This is a genomic window from Glutamicibacter sp. ZJUTW (genome assembly GCF_008370855.1).
Taxonomy (GTDB): domain Bacteria; phylum Actinomycetota; class Actinomycetes; order Actinomycetales; family Micrococcaceae; genus Glutamicibacter; species Glutamicibacter nicotianae.
The window spans coordinates 1,394,863-1,411,617 of the sequence record NZ_CP043624.1 but is presented as its reverse complement, the minus strand read 5'-3'; the positions used below and the strand labels follow the sequence as shown (position 1 = coordinate 1,411,617).

General features: G+C 62.8%; 16 protein-coding genes. 8 read left to right on the top strand and 8 right to left on the bottom strand.

The window, feature by feature from the left end; translation table 11 throughout:
• The first annotated feature begins 249 nt into the window (after window positions 1–249).
• The 4 genes from F0M17_RS06650 (at window position 250) to hpaD (ending at window position 5,149) form a co-directional block, all read left to right on the top strand.
• Entirely contained in the window at window positions 250–1,752 is a 1,503-nt protein-coding gene (locus F0M17_RS06650; protein WP_149596707.1) for a fumarylacetoacetate hydrolase family protein, read from the top strand.
• Window positions 1,752–2,411 carry a GntR family transcriptional regulator gene (locus tag F0M17_RS06645; protein WP_073707602.1) on the top strand — a complete coding sequence of 220 codons (660 nt, stop codon included), beginning with the start codon at window positions 1,752–1,754 and terminating at the stop codon, window positions 2,409–2,411. Before F0M17_RS06650 ends, F0M17_RS06645 begins: the two co-directional genes overlap by 1 nt.
• 80 nt (window positions 2,412–2,491) lie before the next feature.
• Entirely contained in the window at window positions 2,492–3,988 is a 1,497-nt protein-coding gene (hpaE, locus tag F0M17_RS06640; RefSeq protein ID WP_038991335.1) for a 5-carboxymethyl-2-hydroxymuconate semialdehyde dehydrogenase, read from the top strand.
• A 63-nt stretch (window positions 3,989–4,051) separates the two neighbouring features.
• On the top strand, window positions 4,052–5,149 hold the full coding sequence (hpaD, locus tag F0M17_RS06635) for a 3,4-dihydroxyphenylacetate 2,3-dioxygenase (protein ID WP_038991538.1): 1,098 nt from the start codon (window positions 4,052–4,054) through the stop codon (window positions 5,147–5,149).
• A 133-nt stretch (window positions 5,150–5,282) separates the two neighbouring features.
• Here hpaD and F0M17_RS06630 read toward each other — a convergent pair whose 3' ends face one another.
• Together F0M17_RS06630 and F0M17_RS06625 are read right to left on the bottom strand one after the other, a co-directional pair.
• Window positions 5,283–6,278, bottom strand: coding sequence for a permease prefix domain 1-containing protein (locus F0M17_RS06630; protein WP_149596706.1), 996 nt, complete (start codon window positions 6,276–6,278; stop codon window positions 5,283–5,285).
• A 1-nt stretch (window position 6,279) separates the two neighbouring features.
• Window positions 6,280–6,609 carry a PadR family transcriptional regulator gene (locus tag F0M17_RS06625; protein ID WP_149596705.1) on the bottom strand — a complete coding sequence of 110 codons (330 nt, stop codon included), beginning with the start codon at window positions 6,607–6,609 and terminating at the stop codon, window positions 6,280–6,282.
• 163 nt (window positions 6,610–6,772) lie between these two features.
• Between F0M17_RS06625 and F0M17_RS06620 the strand changes: the two genes are divergently transcribed.
• Window positions 6,773–7,237 (top strand): HD domain-containing protein, encoded by a 465-nt coding sequence (locus tag F0M17_RS06620; protein ID WP_149596704.1) that lies wholly within the window; start codon window positions 6,773–6,775, stop codon window positions 7,235–7,237.
• Window positions 7,238–7,406: 169 nt separating this feature from the next.
• Window positions 7,407–8,069, top strand: a complete 663-nt coding sequence (locus F0M17_RS06615; RefSeq protein ID WP_149596703.1) for a phosphoribosyltransferase — start codon at window positions 7,407–7,409, stop codon at window positions 8,067–8,069.
• 139 nt (window positions 8,070–8,208) lie between these two features.
• Here the strand turns inward: F0M17_RS06615 and F0M17_RS06610 are convergent, their stop codons facing one another.
• Complete coding sequence (locus F0M17_RS06610; RefSeq protein ID WP_149597713.1) at window positions 8,209–9,432, bottom strand: MFS transporter; 1,224 nt, start codon at window positions 9,430–9,432, stop codon at window positions 8,209–8,211.
• Between the two features lie 26 nt (window positions 9,433–9,458).
• Window positions 9,459–9,824 (bottom strand): metalloregulator ArsR/SmtB family transcription factor, encoded by a 366-nt coding sequence (locus F0M17_RS06605; RefSeq protein ID WP_149596702.1) that lies wholly within the window; start codon window positions 9,822–9,824, stop codon window positions 9,459–9,461.
• A gap of 83 nt (window positions 9,825–9,907) precedes the next feature.
• Here F0M17_RS06605 and F0M17_RS06600 point away from each other — a divergent pair, with 83 nt between their 5' ends.
• The gene (locus F0M17_RS06600; RefSeq protein ID WP_149596701.1) at window positions 9,908–11,548 is read left to right on the top strand and encodes an ABC-F family ATP-binding cassette domain-containing protein; all 1,641 of its coding nucleotides are present in this window, start codon (window positions 9,908–9,910) and stop codon (window positions 11,546–11,548) included.
• Window positions 11,549–11,675: 127 nt separating this feature from the next.
• The gene (locus F0M17_RS06595; RefSeq protein ID WP_121866580.1) at window positions 11,676–12,776 is read left to right on the top strand and encodes an acyl-CoA desaturase; all 1,101 of its coding nucleotides are present in this window, start codon (window positions 11,676–11,678) and stop codon (window positions 12,774–12,776) included.
• Window positions 12,777–12,797: 21 nt separating this feature from the next.
• Here the strand turns inward: F0M17_RS06595 and F0M17_RS06590 are convergent, their stop codons facing one another.
• The 4 genes from F0M17_RS06590 to F0M17_RS06575 all read right to left on the bottom strand — a co-directional run bounded on the left by F0M17_RS06590 (window position 12,798) and on the right by F0M17_RS06575 (window position 16,718).
• Window positions 12,798–13,214, bottom strand: coding sequence for an META domain-containing protein (locus F0M17_RS06590; protein WP_038992131.1), 417 nt, complete (start codon window positions 13,212–13,214; stop codon window positions 12,798–12,800).
• Window positions 13,215–13,257: 43 nt separating this feature from the next.
• The gene (locus F0M17_RS06585; RefSeq protein ID WP_121866579.1) at window positions 13,258–14,814 is read right to left on the bottom strand and encodes an MFS transporter; all 1,557 of its coding nucleotides are present in this window, start codon (window positions 14,812–14,814) and stop codon (window positions 13,258–13,260) included.
• 96 nt (window positions 14,815–14,910) lie between these two features.
• The gene (locus F0M17_RS06580; RefSeq protein ID WP_121866578.1) at window positions 14,911–15,666 is read right to left on the bottom strand and encodes a TetR/AcrR family transcriptional regulator; all 756 of its coding nucleotides are present in this window, start codon (window positions 15,664–15,666) and stop codon (window positions 14,911–14,913) included.
• 62 nt (window positions 15,667–15,728) lie between these two features.
• Entirely contained in the window at window positions 15,729–16,718 is a 990-nt protein-coding gene (locus F0M17_RS06575; RefSeq protein WP_149596700.1) for a hypothetical protein, read from the bottom strand.
• Window positions 16,719–16,755: the final 37 nt, after the last annotated feature.

Here is a 16,755-nt window from a genome sequence, read left to right as displayed (position 1 = left end):
GCCTCCGAAAGGCATTCCTGTCGGCAATTGTGCGCTATCGTACATTCAATCTGATTCCCAGATTTCGGCGATTCTGGAAAACTTTCGACTGCGCCAAATTTCCTGTGATTCCGCGGACTTTCCGCCCTGCCTCGCGAGCGTTTCGAAAGATTCCCGCTTCCCGCTTGACATCGTCTGAGATTGGGAGCACACTGATCGTATACGATTTGATGTACGAGATGATGTTCGACGAAAGCAGGCCGATCAACGGTGAGCAATATTGTCCCAGTAACCGAAGAGACCTTCGCGCAGGCAGGCAAGATCCTGGCCGTACACCTGAGCTACTCCTCGCGTGCGGCGCAGCGTGGACGCACCCCGAAGTTCCCCAGCTACTTCATGAAGGCCACCAGCTCGCTGGCCGCCAGCGGTTCCACCGTGGAACGCCCTGCCGGCACCGAGCTGCTCGCCTTCGAGGGCGAAATCGCACTGATCATCGGCAAGGCCGCCCGCCGCGTCTCGGTTGAGGACGCCTGGAGCTACGTCGGACAGGTCACCGCATCGAACGACCTGGGCGTGCACGACATGAAGTACGCGGACAAGGGCTCGAACATCCGCTCGAAGTCCGGCGACGGCTACACCCCGGTCGGCCCCAACGCGCTGGATGCTTCCACCCTGGATCCTGCCAAGCTGCGCGTGCAGACCTGGGTCAACGGCCAGCTCGCCCAGGATGCCGACACCTCCGAACTGCTCTTCTCCCTCGCCACCATCGTCGCCGACCTGTCCCAGCAGATGACCCTGCAGCCAGGCGATATCATCCTCACCGGCACCCCGGCCGGCTCCACCGTCTTCTTCCCGGGCGACGTCGTCGAGGTCGAGGTCACCGACCTGGTTTCCGGAGCATCCACCGGCAAGCTGAAGACCACCGCCACCGAGGGCACCGAAGCCTTCGCCGCATTCGGCAACCAGCCAAAGGTCACCGACAAGGACAAGGAAGACGCCTACGGCGATCGCGAGAGCGCCGGCATGGAACCCCTGATTACCGGCAAGTCGGTGCTGACCGACAAGGTCCGCGAGCAGCTGGCCTCGGTCGCCACCGCCACCCTGTCCGCCACCCTGCGCAAGCGCGGGTTGAACAACGTGAACATCGAGGTTCCCGGTGCCACCAAGGGCATGCAGCGCGTGATCGGCACCGCCCGCACCCTGCGCTACATCCCGAACCGCGAGGACCTGTTCAAGGCCCACGGCGGCGGCTACAACATGCAGAAGCAGTCCATCGACTCGCTCAAGGACGGCGAAATCCTGGTCATGGAAGCCCGCGGCGAGACGGGTTCGGCCACCCTGGGCGACATCCTGGCCCTGCGTTCCCAGCAGCTCGGTGCCGCTGGCATCATCTCCGATGGCGGCGTGCGCGACCTGGACGCGGTATCCAACCTTCAGATCCCGGTCTTCTACAACGGCGCCCACCCGGCAGTGCTCGGCCGCAAGCACGTGGCCTGGGACAAGGACATCACCGTGGCCTGCGGCGGCGTGTCCGTGCAGCCGGGCGACGTGATCGTGGCCGACTCCGATGGCATCGTGGTCATCCCGCCAGCCATGGTGGCCGAGGTGGCCGCCGAGGCAGCGGTGACCGAGTCCAATGACGAATTCATCTTCGCCATGGTCAAGCGAGGCCACGGCATCGAGGGCCTGTTCCCGATGAACGCCGAGTGGAAGGCCAAGTACAACGCCTGGAAGGACGCAGGCAGCCCGGATCTGGACTCATGGTCGCTGTAATGACTGCTTCCAAGTCCGAGGCAGCCTACCAGCTGGTCTCCGAGCGCATCGTCAACGGGGCATACTCCCCCGGCTACCGGCTGGTGCTGGGCACCATTGCCGATGAGCTGGGCTGCTCCGTGGTTCCGGTGCGCGAGGCGATCCGCCGGCTGGAGGCCGAAGGGCTGGTCCACTTCACCCGAAACGTCGGGGCGACGGTGGCCCATGTGGATTCCACGCTCTACCTGCACACCATGCAGACGCTGATGGTCATCGAGCCGGCCGCCACCGCGCTGGCCGCCGATGCCATGGACGCCAAGTGGCTGGCCAAGGCGCGGGCGCTGAACGAGAGTATGCGCCAATGCCTGGAGGACTTCGACCCGGTGTCCTTCACCCGGATGAACACCGAATTCCACCAGCTGCTCTACGGCCAGTGCCCCAACCCGCACATCCTGGACCTGGTCCAGCGCGGATGGCGGCGGCTGGCGGCGATGCGTGCGAGCTCCTTCACGCACATCCCGAACCGGGCCCGCGCCTCGGTTGAGGAACACGAGAAGCTGCTGGATCTGATTGCCGATCACGCCACCCCGGCGCAGATCGAGGCCGCGGCCCGCGAGCACCGCGCCCGCACCCTGAACGCCTACCTCAAGGCTGCCGGCATGGCACCGAGCGCCATCTAGCCGGCAGCCCCTGCACTACCCATAGTTTTGCCCAAAGCCATCCGGTGAAAACACCGGGACAACGCACGAAAGGAACTGCCATGAGCAAGCACTTCGTACCGGAAAATCTCCCAACCCACCTGCAGCACTACATCAACGGCGAATTCGTTGACTCCATCGGCGGAGCAACCTTCGACGTGCAGGAACCGGTCACCAACACCAACTACGCCACCGTCGCCTCGGCACAGCCAGAGGACGTGGACCTGGCCGTCGCCGCCGCAAGCAAGGCATTCAAGGAAGGCCCATGGTCCAAGATGCTGCCGCGCGAGCGTTCCCGCGTGCTGCACAAGATCGCCGACATCGTCGAGTCCCGCGATGAGGAGCTCTCGCTGCTGGAGTCCTACGACTCAGGCCTGCCGATCACCCAGGCCAAGGGCCAGGCACGCCGCGCCGCCGAGAACTTCCGCTTCTTCGCCGACCTGATCGTCGCCCAGGTGGACAACACCTTCCGCGTCCCGGGCCGCCAGATGAACTACGTGAACCGCAAGCCGATCGGCGTCGCCGCGCTGATCACCCCATGGAACGTCCCGTTCATGCAGGAATCCTGGAAGCTGGCCCCGGCCATCGCCACCGGCAACTCCGTCGTCCTGAAGCCTGCCAGCTACACCCCGCTGTCCGCCACCCTGTGGCCAGAGATCTTCCGCGAAGCCGGCCTGCCAGAGGGCGTCTTCAACCTGATCTTCGGCTCCGGCGGCGTGGCCGGCGACTACCTGGTCAAGCACCCGGACGTCCCGCTGGTCTCCTTCACCGGCGACTCCTCGACCGGCGCCACCATCTCCACCGCGGCCGCCCCATTCTTCAAGGGCCTCTCGCTGGAGCTGGGCGGCAAGTCCCCGGCCGTCGTCTTCGCCGACGCCGACCTGGAAGCCGCATTGGACGCCACCGTCTTCGGCGTGTTCTCGCTGAACGGCGAGCGTTGCACCGCCGGTTCCCGCGTCCTGGTCCAGCGCGACATCTACGATGATTTCGTTGCCAAGTTTGCCGAGCGCGCCAAGAACATCCGCGTCGGCCTGCCGAGCGACCCGAAGACCGAGGTCGGATCGCTGGTCCACCCGAACCACTTCGACAAGGTCATGAGCTACATCGAGATCGGCAAGAACGAAGGCCGGCTGCTGGCCGGCGGCGGCCGCGCCGAAGGCTTCGAGAATGAGGGCAACTACGTCGCCCCGACCGTGTTCGCCGATGTCGCACCGGATGCGCAGATCTTCCAGGACGAGATCTTCGGCCCGGTCGTTGCCATCACCCCGTTCGACACCGACGAGGAAGCGCTGGAGCTGGCCAACAACACCAAGTACGGCCTGGCCGCCTACGTCTGGACCTCGAACCTGAAGCGCGCGCACAACTTCGCGCACCAGATCGACTCGGGCATGGTGTGGCTGAACTCGAACAACGTCCGCGACCTACGCACCCCATTCGGCGGCGTGAAGGCTTCGGGCCTGGGCCGCGAGGGCGGCTACCGCTCGGTGGACTTCTACACCACCCAGCAGTCCATCCAGATCACCCTGAACGAAGCGCACTCCCCGAAGTTCGGCGTCTAGGAAGCACCAGCTTCCCTCCACTAAATTTTTTTGCTTGCAAAGGAGCACATCATGAGCAAAGAGATCGCAAACCCGATCCCAACCCCTTCGGTGCCAGCGCCGGATATCCTGCGCTGCGCTTACGCCGAACTGGTCGTCACCGACCTTGAGCGCTCGCGCAACTTCTACGTCGACGTGCTGGGCCTGCACGTGTCCTACGAGGACGAGAACCAGATCTACCTGCGTTCCTTCGAGGAATTCATCCACCACAACCTGGTGCTGACCAAGGGCCCAGTCGCCGCGCTGAAGGCCATGGCCTTCCGCGTGCGTTCCACCGAAGACGTGGACAAGGCCGAGGCCTACTACAAGGAACTGGGCTGCCGCACCGAGCGCCGCAAGGAAGGCTTCGTCAAGGGCATCGGCGATGCAGTGCGCGTCGAGGATCCACTGGGTTTCCCCTACGAGTTCTTCTTCGAGACCACCCACGTCGAGCGCCTGCACATGCGCTACGACCTGTACTCGGCCGGCGAACTGGTCCGTCTGGACCACTTCAACCAGGTGACCCCGGACGTGCCGCGCGGCCGCAAGTACCTGGAGGACCTGGGCTTCCGCGTTACCGAGGACATCCAGGACGACGAAGGCACCACCTACGCAGCCTGGATGCACCGCAAGGGCACCGTGCATGACACCGCCCTGACCGGCGGCAACGGCCCGCGCCTGCACCACGTGGCCTTCTCCACCCATGAGAAGCACAACATCATCCAGATCTGCGACAAGATGGGCGCACTGCGCATCTCGGACCGCATCGAGCGCGGCCCAGGCCGCCACGGCGTGTCCAACGCGTTCTACCTGTACATTCTGGATCCAGATGACCACCGCATCGAGATCTACACTCAGGACTACTACACCGGCGATCCGGACAACCCGACCATCACCTGGAACGTGCACGACAACCAGCGCCGCGACTGGTGGGGCAACCCGGTTGTGCCTTCGTGGTACACCGAAGCCTCCAAAGTCCTGGACCTGGATGGCAACGTGCAGGAAATCGTCGAGCGCACCGACGACTCCGAACTGGAAGTCACGATCGGCGCCGACGGCTTCTCCTACACCCGTGCCGGTGACGAGGACGGCTCGTACCACGGCCAGGCATCCAAGGGCTTCAAGCTGGGCAACCAGCTCTAAGCCAGGCAAGCTCCCCTAGACCTGGAGCTTGGCAGCTTCCCTGAGCTGCAGCACAAGAATCCCGGGGCATCAGCGAATTTCTTCGCCGATGCCCCGGGATTCTTCTTTTTCTGGTTTCGTTCTTCCAAGGAATTCAGACCCGGGCAACGCGCCGTTCGCGCACCGCCTTGCGCCAGCCATCGGCGATGTCCCAACCGACCACGATGGCGATCCCGAACCCGAGCAGCACCGCCAGGATCCGGAAGACTCCCCCGTTGCCTGCGGCATCCGCGTTCCCGGAAGCGAATTCCTCGCCTCCGGCCTGGGCGATGAACGAGAGGAACTCGGGGTTCACCAGCTCGCCGCCCAGCAGCAGGACCAGCACCCAGGCCGCGAAGAGCAGGGCAAGCACGGTGTTCAGCGCTGCCAGCGCGGTAGTCCAGCGGCGCTGGGCATAAAGCGCGAAAGCGAAGACTGCTTCAAGCACCATCAGGCCGAACAGCGCGCCGATCCACCACGGCCACAGTCCCGGATTGAGGATCGCGATCGGCTCGCCGCCGGTCGGGAAGAATCCGCGCACCGCATCCCACACCACCGCCACGGCGGCGATGGCCAGGAACACCAGCGAGGCGATCAGCTCGCTGCGTCCGGCGCCATCCTCCTGGACCTCAGGCAGCTGGTCGACATCCCACTTCATGCCGGTGTCCGCGCCGGCGCGCTCGAGCACGACGAAGACCAGCGTGGTCCAGAAGACCAGATGCACGGCCACCTGCAGCCCGTTGGCCAGCGCCTGGACGAGGCTCTCGCCGGCCTCAGCTCCGGAGAGCAGCTGGCCCAGCAGCACCGCGCCGACCACGCAGACCGGTACGATCCACAACAGCAGCTTCAGCAGCCGCCACCAGGTCAGGTAGTACTTCGGACCGATCAGGTGCAGCGGCCGGTCCGCGTAGCCCGCGGCAAGCAGGCCGGGATCGCCCAGCTCGGACAGGACTTCGCGTTCAGCCTCGTCCGCGGCCTCGCCCTGGTCCGTGCGCGCCTCGATCGCGTCGGCAATCAAGGCTTCGAGCTCGGCGCGGACGTCGTCCTGCAGTTCGGGTTTCAGGCTCCGGATGGTGGCCGAGATGTAGCGTTCGGTCAAGGTGGCAGTCATGTCAGTGCTCCTCTTTGGTGAGCGAGGCGATCGCCGTGGTCAGGGATCGCCATTCGGTGGTCAACGTGTCAGCGAGACGGATGCCGTCGAGCGAGGTCCGGTAGAACTTGCGTGGCCGCGCCTCCTCGGTGTTCCACTCGCTGGTGAGGTACCCCTGCTTCTCCAAACGACGCAGCAGCGGATACAGGGTGTTGGCGTCAGTGGAGAAACCATGATCGCCAAGCTGCTCCAGCAGGCTGTAGCCATACCCGGCGCCGCGCAGCAGCTGCAGGCAGGCCAGTACTACGGTGCCGCGTCGCAGCTCTTGCAGCTGGGTGTCGAACTCTTCCATGTCCACTACATTACTGTGTGCTACACACTAAAGTCAATGACACATTAGTGGATTCTGTGGAACGACGTGTTCAGTGTCGTAGCCTGGCAGGCCAAATCCTGCCAACCCGCCTCCCGCCACGCGTAAGCTGTAAATCAGCAACAGCCGATCAGTGAGGCGGAACATGGACGAGCAAAAATCGCTAGTTGAATTGGCCACGGCGATTGCTGTCCGCGCCCACGAAGGCCAGGTCGATAAGCTTGGCGCTGCGCATATCGGGCATCCGGCACGCGTGGCCGGCCATGCCCGCGCTCTTGGCGGTTCGCCGGAGGCCATCGCGGCCGCGTGGCTGCATGACGTGATCGAGGATTGCGAGGTGAGCGCGGAGGATCTGCGCAACTCAGGCATTCCCGAAACAGTCATCGAGGCGGTCGAGCTGCTGAGCAAGCGTCCAGGGCAGAGCCTGGAAGAGTATTGCGCAAAAGTACGCGGCAACTCGCTGGCCTTGCTGGTCAAGCAGGCGGATCTGGCCGACAACACCGACCTTGAACGCACCAACCAACTGGACTCGGTTACCCGGCAGCGGCTGGCCGAGAAATACCGGCGCACCAGGGCACTTCTCGGCCTCCTGCAGCAGCCGGAGTCCTGAGCAGCGTCTGGATTCCCAAGCACTGCTGCTCCCACGCCGGCCCGTGATGCTCCCTGCGTCGACTTTGCAGACTGTCGACTCAAGCACCTGATCACCGCACGGGACATCAAATGCTGGATGTTTCCACCGATACCCTTGCAATCGAGCGCCATTGGGCAAGACTGGAACCATGGCTACAGGTAGAAGCACAGTGTTCGAAAACCGCAGCCATGCCGGCGCCGCGCTGGGCATGAAGCTGTCCACTCTGCTGCCCGCCGGAGAATACACGGTGCTGGGCCTGCTGCGCGGCGGGGTGCCCATTGCCTACGAAGTCGCCACGGCGCTCGGCGCCGACCTGGGCGCCGTGGCGGTGCGCAAGCTCGGGGTGCCCAGCAATCCAGAGCTGGCATTCGGCGCCATCGCCCGGTATGGGTCCAGCAGCTCCCGCCATATCAACGAGGCCATTTATCGCCGGGCGCTGCAGTATTTCGGCAAGGACGAGCTCGAATCCCTGGAACGAGGCACCGGTGCCGACCTGCTGGCCCTCGCCGACAGGTTCAAGGACTATTGCCCGGATCTGTCCGGGCGCGACTTGCTGCTCTGCGATGACGGGATGGCCACGGGCGCGACGATGAAGGCCGCGCTGGATCTCGTACAGGAGTTGCCCCCTGCCTCCGTCATGCTGGCAGTTCCGGTGGCTTCCCCCGAAACGGTTGCTGAATTGGCGCCCCATGTCGATGGCATCTGCGAACTTCTCACCCCGGATAACTTTACTGCCGTCGGAGCGTTTTACGAGGATTTTGGCCAAGTCAGCCAGGACCAAGTACTGGAGTTGCTTCGCTCGAAGCGGTGAAGATCCAGTACCGCGCAGTCAAGGGCCGGCGTTGAGGATTCCAGCATGAGTCCCCACTCCGCGCCGCGACTGCCGATCGCCGAGCAGGAGGTTGGCCAGCCACCGGCTTTCGACTAGGCCAGCGACCGTTCTGCCGAGCTCACCCAAGCTGGCTACGGCGATCCAAGACCGGGCACCATGAGGCAAAGGCCAGTACCGTGCCGATCGCGCCGATCCCGACCAGAACCACGGCGACGCCCCACAATCCGATTGATGTGCCAAGGACACCGGCCACCGGGTAGGTCAGCAAGAAGCAGGCATGGGACAAGGAAAATTGCGCGGCGAAAACCCCCGGGCGCGTCTGCTCTGTACTATTGCGGCGCAATAGCCTGGACGAGGGCGTGAGGATGCTTGCAGTCGCCGCACCCAAAGCCATCCATAAGCCAAGAAGCCCGGCCCATTTCCCGGCTCCCTGTGCCCAACCGATGACCGTAGCACCAATGAGCAGCAGCAGCGGCATCATTATGGCGCCGGCGAGCATCACAGTGCTGTCCTCGAATCGCTCCAGCAACCCGGGCATGCCCAGTGCCACCGCCATCGAACCTGCACCATAGGCTCCGAGCAGCAAGGCAACATCCACCTGCGAACGGCCCAGCTCCCCCTTCACCAGCACCACCGTGTTGACGATGACCATGGCGGAGACCGCGGCAACGACCAGATTCAGTGCCATCAGGCTGCGCAGTTCGCGTGCCGACCAGAACGCCCGGGTTCCGCCGGTGAGGCGATGGAAGAAGAGCGTCTTCTGCGGCGGCGGGATCAGCGGGAACCGGGTCGCGGCAACAAGCAGAGCTGACGCGGCAAAGCCGATCACGGTCCCGGCAAAGAGGTTGTGGTAGCTGGTGACAGTCAACAACGCGGCCGCCAGCATCGGACTGGCCAACGACTCCATGTCACAGGCCAGACGCGACAGGGACAGGGCCTTCGTATATTCCCGTTCTCCAGGCAGGATGGAGGGAATGACCGCCTGGAATGCGGGGGTAAAGGTCGCCGATGCCGATTGCAGGACAAATATCAGCACATAGATCTGCCACGCTTCACTGGCGAAGGGGAGGCAGAGCGCCACCAGTCCACGAATGACATTGGACCCGACAAGCACCGGTTTGCGCGGAATATGGGACACCAGGGCGTTGACCAATGGTGCAACCGCCACATAGGCGACCATCTTGACGGTCAAGGCCAGGCCGAGCACCAAGCCCGCGTCGTTGCCGGCGATATCGAAAGCCAAAAGGCCCAGCGCTACGGTGAGCAAGCCAGTGCCCAGAAGCGCAATCATCTGCGCGCCGAAGAGCTTGGCGTACGCCTGGTCCCTGAGAACTGAAAGCATCTTGGCCACCCCTGTCTTCTTTAGTCCTAGGTGTTTGGCGCTTCGTGATGCAGCGGCAATTGGCCGTTGGATACAGAATGCTCAGCCTGCTTGATCGCTTCGCTGACCAGGCGCGCCGGATGGTCATCGGCAAGGCTGTAGAGAACCTTGGTTCCGTCCTGGCGTGTGGTCACCATGCGCGCCATGCGCAGGCGAGCCAGGTGCTGGGAAACCCCCGAGGGACTCTTCTCGACGAGCTCTGCGAGCGCGTTGACAGAGAGCTCTCCGGCACGGCGCAGATGCAGCACAATCCGGATCCGCGTGGCATCGGAAAGCAAGCCGAAGACTTCCGCGGCAAGTTCCACGAATTCCGAGGAGGGCTCGGGGGCATAAATCTTATTATCTGCATGCATGCTAATAGACTAATACTCTTGCGACGTATCGCCTAGGGCACAGCGGAAATATTCCGCCTATGGCTGGAACTAGAATTGGAACCATGACTGCAACGCTCGTGGCCAAGGACCTATCTGGCGGCCACGCCCACCGGACCCTCTTCTCGAATCTGGACTTCACCGCCGCACCCGGCGATGTCTATGGCGTGGTGGGTGCAAACGGCGCTGGCAAGTCCACGTTGCTGTCGCTGCTAGCCGGGGCCGCAACCCCGCAGGCCGGAACCGTGAGCACTGCCCCGGCTTCCGCGTTCATCGGCTGGATGCCGCAGGAGCACGATCGCATTCCAGGTGAAACCATTGCCGCGTATTTGGCCCGCCGGACCGGTTGCGCCGCGGCCACCACCGCCATGGAGACGACCGCCGAAGAACTGGGCAGCGGCAAGCCGGGCGCAGATGATGCCTACAGTGCCGCCTTCGATCACTGGATGGCCTCCGGCGCCATGGATCTTGAAGACCGCATCCCCGAGGTGCTGGCCAAGCTCGGCTTCGCCCTCCCGGTCGATACCGAGATGACTGCCCTGTCCGGCGGCCAAGTTGCCCGCGTTGCCCTGGCGGCCTTGCTGCTCTCCCGCTTCGATGCGGTATTGCTCGATGAGCCGACCAATGATCTTGATCTTGAAGGTCTGGAGCATCTGGAGGACTTCATCAATTCCCTGCGCGCACCGGTGATCCTGGTGTCGCATGACCGCGAGTTCCTCGCCCGTTGCACCACCGGCATCATCGAATTGGACTTGGCCCAGAATCAGGTAGCCACCTATGAAGGCGGCTACGACTCGTATCTCGCCGAACGGACCATCAAGCGGACCCACGCGCGTGAAGCCTACGAGCAGTTCGAAAGCCAGAAGGCGGATCTCGTCTCCCGCGCCCGCACCCAGCGCGAGTGGTCCTCGCAAGGCGTGCGCAATGCCATGCGCAAGGCGCCGGACAACGACAAGATCCGCCGCCGTGCCAACACCGAATCCTCGGAGAAGCAGGCAGCCAAGGTGCGCCAAATGGAATCGCGCATCGCCCGTCTTGAGGAAGTGGCCGAACCGCGAAAGGAATGGGTTCTGCAATTCTCCATCGCGTCGGCCCCGCGCGGATCCTCGGTGATGTGCACGCTCAACGAAGCCTCGGTGTCCCACGGCGATTACACGTTCGGGCCGGTGTCGGTTCAGGTCAATGCCGGGGACCGAATTGGCATCACCGGCCCAAATGGGGCAGGCAAGTCGACCTTGCTGAACCTGCTGCTGGGCAAGCTGGCTCCGCACAGCGGCACCGCTTCCCTGGGCAGCTCGGTGAGCATCGGCGAAATCGACCAGGCGCGCACCCAGCTTCCCGGTGATCTGTCGTTGGGCGAAGCCTTCGAAAAGGAAGTTCCCGAGTACTCCGCTGCCGAGGTCCGCACCCTGCTGGCCAAGTTCGGCTTGAAGGCAGACCAGTCCTCTGCATTGGTCGATTCGCTGTCTCCCGGCGAGCGCACCCGCGCATCGATGGCATTGCTCCAGGCACGCGGGGTGAACCTGCTGGTGCTCGACGAGCCGACCAACCACCTGGACGTGCCGGCCATCGAGCAGCTCGAAGAAGCACTGGAAGCATACACTGGAGCGTTGCTGCTGGTCACCCATGATCGCCGGCTGCTGGAGAATGTCCGCCTGTCCGCCCACTGGGAAGTTGCCGAAGGGCAACTAACTGCCCATTTCTAGGGTCTGGCTTGGGCACGTCTTACATAGGCAATTTCACAGCAATCCAACGTAGGATTGGCATCATGGGAGCCGAGTTTTTCAGTTCTTTCGACTGCGAGGTCGACGCCTAGTACCCAAGGATATTTTCTTGAGCAGCACTGCAACACTCCATTCCCAAGGGCCTACACCCAAGCCGGGCGATCCCAAGAGCTTCTTCCACGTCAAGAAGCTAGTCACCGAAGCCGGACTGATTGGCCGCCGACGCGGGCACTATCTCGGCCTGGGCATCGTGCTGACGGTGCTGCTGGCTGGCACCGTTGCCGGATTCATCCTCCTTGGCGACAGCTGGTTCCAGTTGCTGATGGCAGGGGCCTTGGGCCTGCTGCTCACCCAGTTCGCTTTCCTGGCGCATGAGGCGGCACACCGCCAGATCCTCGCCTCGCACAAGCGCAATGACAAGCTGGGCCAGTTCCTGGCCAATATCGTCGTGGGCATCAGTTACCAGTGGTGGATGAACAAGCACAACAAGCATCATGCGACGCCCAATACCGTGGGCAAGGATCCTGATATCGAGTGGGACACCATTTCCTTTCAGACCGAGGATGCCAAGCGCCAGCGCGGGTTGCTCAAGTGGATCACCAACCGCCAGGGCTACCTGTTCTTCCCGCTGCTCACCCTTGAGGGCTTGAATTTGCACATGCACTCGATCAAGTACTTGTTCAAGGCTGAGCGGGTCAAGAACCGCAAGCGCGAAATGACCGGCGTTGCACTGCGCATCGGAATCTACCTGGCCATCGTCTTCTACTTCCTGCCCGTGGGCATGGCTTTCGCCTTCCTGGGCGTGCAGCTGGCAGTTTTCGGCATCTACATGGGTGCATCCTTTGCCCCGAACCACAAGGGCATGCCGATGGTTCCCCAGGACGCCCGCATCGACTTCTTCTCCCGCCAAGTACTGACCGGACGCAACGTCATGGCCAAGTCCAGCTGGGGAAACCGCGTGCTATCCCACGTTTACGGCGGATTGAACTACCAGGTGGAGCACCACCTGTTCCCGTCCATGCCGCGCGCCAACCTGGCCGGCGTCTCGCGCATCGTGCGCCAGTACTGCGAAGAGCATCAGGTGCCCTACACCGTGGCCAGTGTCCGCGAATCCTACGCACAGGTGATCACCTACCTGAACAAGGTAGGGCTATCGGCCCGGGATCCTTTCGAGTGCCCGATGATCTCCGGTTACCGCGTTAGCGCATAGCGTCTGCGCCAGGCGCATGAGCTAGGAATTGCTGCCACCATAGGCAAGGGTTCCCAGCTCTTCGCCGTTGGCGTCAAGAACAAGCATCTTGTTGCCCTCCTCCAGCTTTGCGGTGGCGGCACGCGAAAGCCAGTCATCCACGCCTTCGCAGTACATCTTGGTCGAAGCCAACGCGCCGAATTCCAGCTCTTCGGATCCGCTCCATGTGCCGGTAATGCGGTTGCAGCCATCACTGCCGGCGACCTTGCCGTCCGCTGAAAGTTCCAGCCACGGCTGGCCTTGTTCCTTGCTGCCCCACAAACCTGCCGGATCCTGCAGTATCACGCTGGTCTCGCTTTCGGTTGGCTGGCTGGCGCCAGACCCGCTCCCGGTAGATGCGCAGGCGGCAACGCCACAGGCCAGAGCTACTGCTGCGCTGCTCAGGAAGAATCGCTTCATGGTCCCAGCCTAGGTCCAGAATCCTCCGCTGACCAGCACCGAATTATGGCTGGGAGTCTACTGGCTGGGTTGGTTCCTTCGGCCCGGCGATCTCGATAGCCCCTGTCACCGTACGCTGCGCGCCGGTGCTGGCCGGAACTACTTCCTCAGCTTCCGGCTTGGCGTGCGCGGCATGGCCATGGCGCAGGTCGATGACGCCGACCACGAGGGTGGCCAAGACCAGCAACGAAATGGCAACAAAGGAGAGCGACATTGCCAGCGAATAGCCGGCAATATGATTCATGCCGTAGAAGACAGCGGTGATCACCGCAATGCCCACGGCGGTGCCTACGCGCTGGGAAGTCTGCATCAAGCCTCCGGCGCTGCCGGAGTTGGCCACGGGAACTTCCATCAGGGTCAGCGCCTGGTTAGGCGAAATGATGAAGCCCTGCGCCACTCCGATGAAGGCCAGCGAAAGCAGCATCCACCAGATGCCCAGCACCCCGCGCTCTTCCAAGAGCACCACGGCAATGGTGGCCAGCAGGCCGAACAGTGCACTGAGGATGCCGCCAATAACCAATTTCCGCCCCAAGGTCATCACGTAGCGTCCGGCAATATCGGAGCTGAAGGCCGACAGCAGTGCGGCCGGAAGGCAGATCAATCCTGCTTGAAGTGCGCTGAAGCCCTGGGATTGCTGGACATAGATTGCCACCAGCACCCAGACGCTGGAAACCCCCATGAAGTAAAGGCCTGCGATCAGCGTGCCATTGGTGAAGCTGCGGATCTTGAACAAAGCCAGTTCCACCATTGGTTCACGACCGCGCTTCTTGTACTTCTTCTCCCACTGGACCCAGAGCACCAGGAGCAGGAAGGCCAAGGCCAGAAGCGACCAGAGCCACGGGGTTTCGCGTCCCTGCACGAAGGGCAGCAGCAGGGCGAAAATGCCTACTGCCAGCAGCAAACCGCCAACTGGATCCAGATCCACCTTGCCCGTTGGCTTGCTGAACAGCGGCTTGGGCAGCCACAGCAAGGCAAGGACAATTGCCAGCACTCCTACCGGTACGTTGATCAGGAAGGTGGAACGCCAGCCGGCGTCTTCGCCAAACCAGTTGATCAGCAGTCCGCCCAGCACCGGTCCGATGGCGACCGAGAAGCCAACAGCTGTGCCCAGCAAGCCATAGGCCCGGCCACGGGCAGCGCCACGGAAATGCTGCTGGATCATGCCCATCACCTGCGGGTTGAGCAATCCGGAGCCGATGCCCATGATGAAGCGCGCAATGTTCAAGACCAATGGATCAGCTGCCAGGCCAGCCAGGACGCTGGCCGCGGTGAAGATCGCGACGCCTGCCACGAACATCACGCCGCGGCCCAGCAGGTCCCCGGCGCGTCCGGCGGCAACCAGCACCACGCCAAAGGTCAGCGCATATCCTGCCAGCACCCATTGCAGGTCGGCCTCGGTAGCGTGCAGGGTGGAACCGATAGCGGGGAGAACCACATTGACGATGCTGACCGATACCAGGGACATGAACATCGCGGCGAGCAGCACGCCGAGCAAACGCCACCGGGCCCCGGCCGAGAGTTCTTCAGCAACTGGTGCCGGATGCGGCTTGCTCTGGGACATGGGCCAACTTTCACACGAATTCCAGGCCGCAGATTCCTGCGGCCCTGCAACCTACAGCGCCAGCCGGTTGGCTATTATTCCCTGTCGACGTGCTTTTCACTGTTCGGGATTCTCGGCGGTGCGATTGAGCTCGAGCATCTGTGCAATGGCCAGCAACCTCAACTCGATAACTTCCTCGAAGAGGTCGTCGCTGTCTTGCTGAGGCAACTCGAGGGATTGGCGTGCCAGCGGCGTGGGAACTTCCGGGTAGGCGTCAAGCAATTGGAGCGGCACCAGCGAGCTCACATAGTCCGGTCTGTCTTTTGAGCGGCGGTCGTAGTAGTAATCCACATGCATCACGAAACCCAGGACGTCCCGTTCCAGCGCGCGGACCAGCGCTACAGCCTGCTTGAGCGTCAATCCGATATCCACGTAGAACGCTAGGATCCGTTCCATCAATTCGTTGCGGAATGGGCCGGGCTCGACCTTGAGCTTTTCGTCGAGCGCCATCTGCGATGCCCGGGGGTAGGCGCGGTAGGCCTTGCGCGTCGCATTGTAGGCTTCGGTCACACCACGCTTCCAGTCGTTGCAGTCGAATTCAATCAGCGGATTAATCGATATGAAACGCGATACAGCGAGGTTGATGACTTCCTGGCGGTCAGCCACGTAGTTGTACAACGCCCGCGGGGTGACATTGAATTCGGTCGCAAGACGATGCATGGTCAGCGCGTCATAGCCCTCGGCACCGGCTATTTCCAATGCCTTCTGGGCAATCTGATCCTTGCTCAGGGTCTGGAACTCGGAGTCCTTGCGCGGGCGCCCGCGACCTCGTTTTATAGGTTCAGGAGAGGATTTTTCCTTATTTTCGGCCATGCCAAGAGGATATACGCATTCCCTATGGAAAATCCCATAAAGCACCACAAGACCTGAAAACGCTAAAATAGGGCCAGCAACTTCCTGGCCCGCTCATGCCACATGCCCGCGGCTACCGCGAGATGGCCTACGGCGAAGCCCATCCCGCCAGCCAGCCATGGCCACGCTAGAACTGCGCCGTAGGTTCCGGGCAGCGCGGCGACGAATCCAGCAGCCATCACCAGCAGGCCGGCTGCCCCCAGGGCAATATGGGCCAGCTTCCAGCGGAACGGCAGCAGCAGCGCCAGCACAGCCAGCAGCGCGGCCGGAGCAGCAATCAGCCACGGTGCACCGCTGAATCCAGCCAGCCCCTGGTAGCTGGCATACCCGACAACAAGGATCAGCAGCACGGCAGCGCAGATGAGCCAGGCTGGCCCTGGCCTGGCCATGGAACCACGCATCATCAGCAGCGGGGTGAATACCTGTGCCAAGAGCAGCACGGTGACCGGGACGAAGTAGAGAGCGAGCGTTCCGCCACCGGCCACGCAGATGGCGGTCATGATCACCGCCCCTAGGATCTGGATGATGGTGCCGGCAATATTCGGAAGCCACAACGGCACGAGGCTGAGGATGGCCGGAATGAAGGCCAGCCAAAGCAGCTGCGAGCCGATCAGCAATTCAAGTTCCCCCAGGAAGCCGCTTGCTCCCCCGGCAACAAATCCGAAGCCTTGCCCCTCGACCAAGGCGGTCTGGGGCGGGGCGAAGAGCACCACCATCAGGGTGAGCAAGGCAAGCGCGAAGATTGGCCATGCCAGGATGCGCGTCAGGAAGTGCTTGCCGCTGCTGACTTCCAGGGCTTCGGGCTCATGGCGTTCGAATTTGCGCGCACGGGATGCAGGCTCGCCAAGCAGGCGGACCAGATCGCGTTTGCGGCGTCCGCCGCCCGGCAGGCGGAGAATCTCCTGCTTGGTCGTTTCAATGACCTCGTTGCGTTCTTCCAGCGACAAGAAATCCAAGGCCCGGCGAAGTTGCTCCAAATAGTTGCGGGCGGCGCGCGGCAGGTAGGGCTTCATGCCATTTACTCTACGTGCTCCGAGCGCTTGGCCAGCA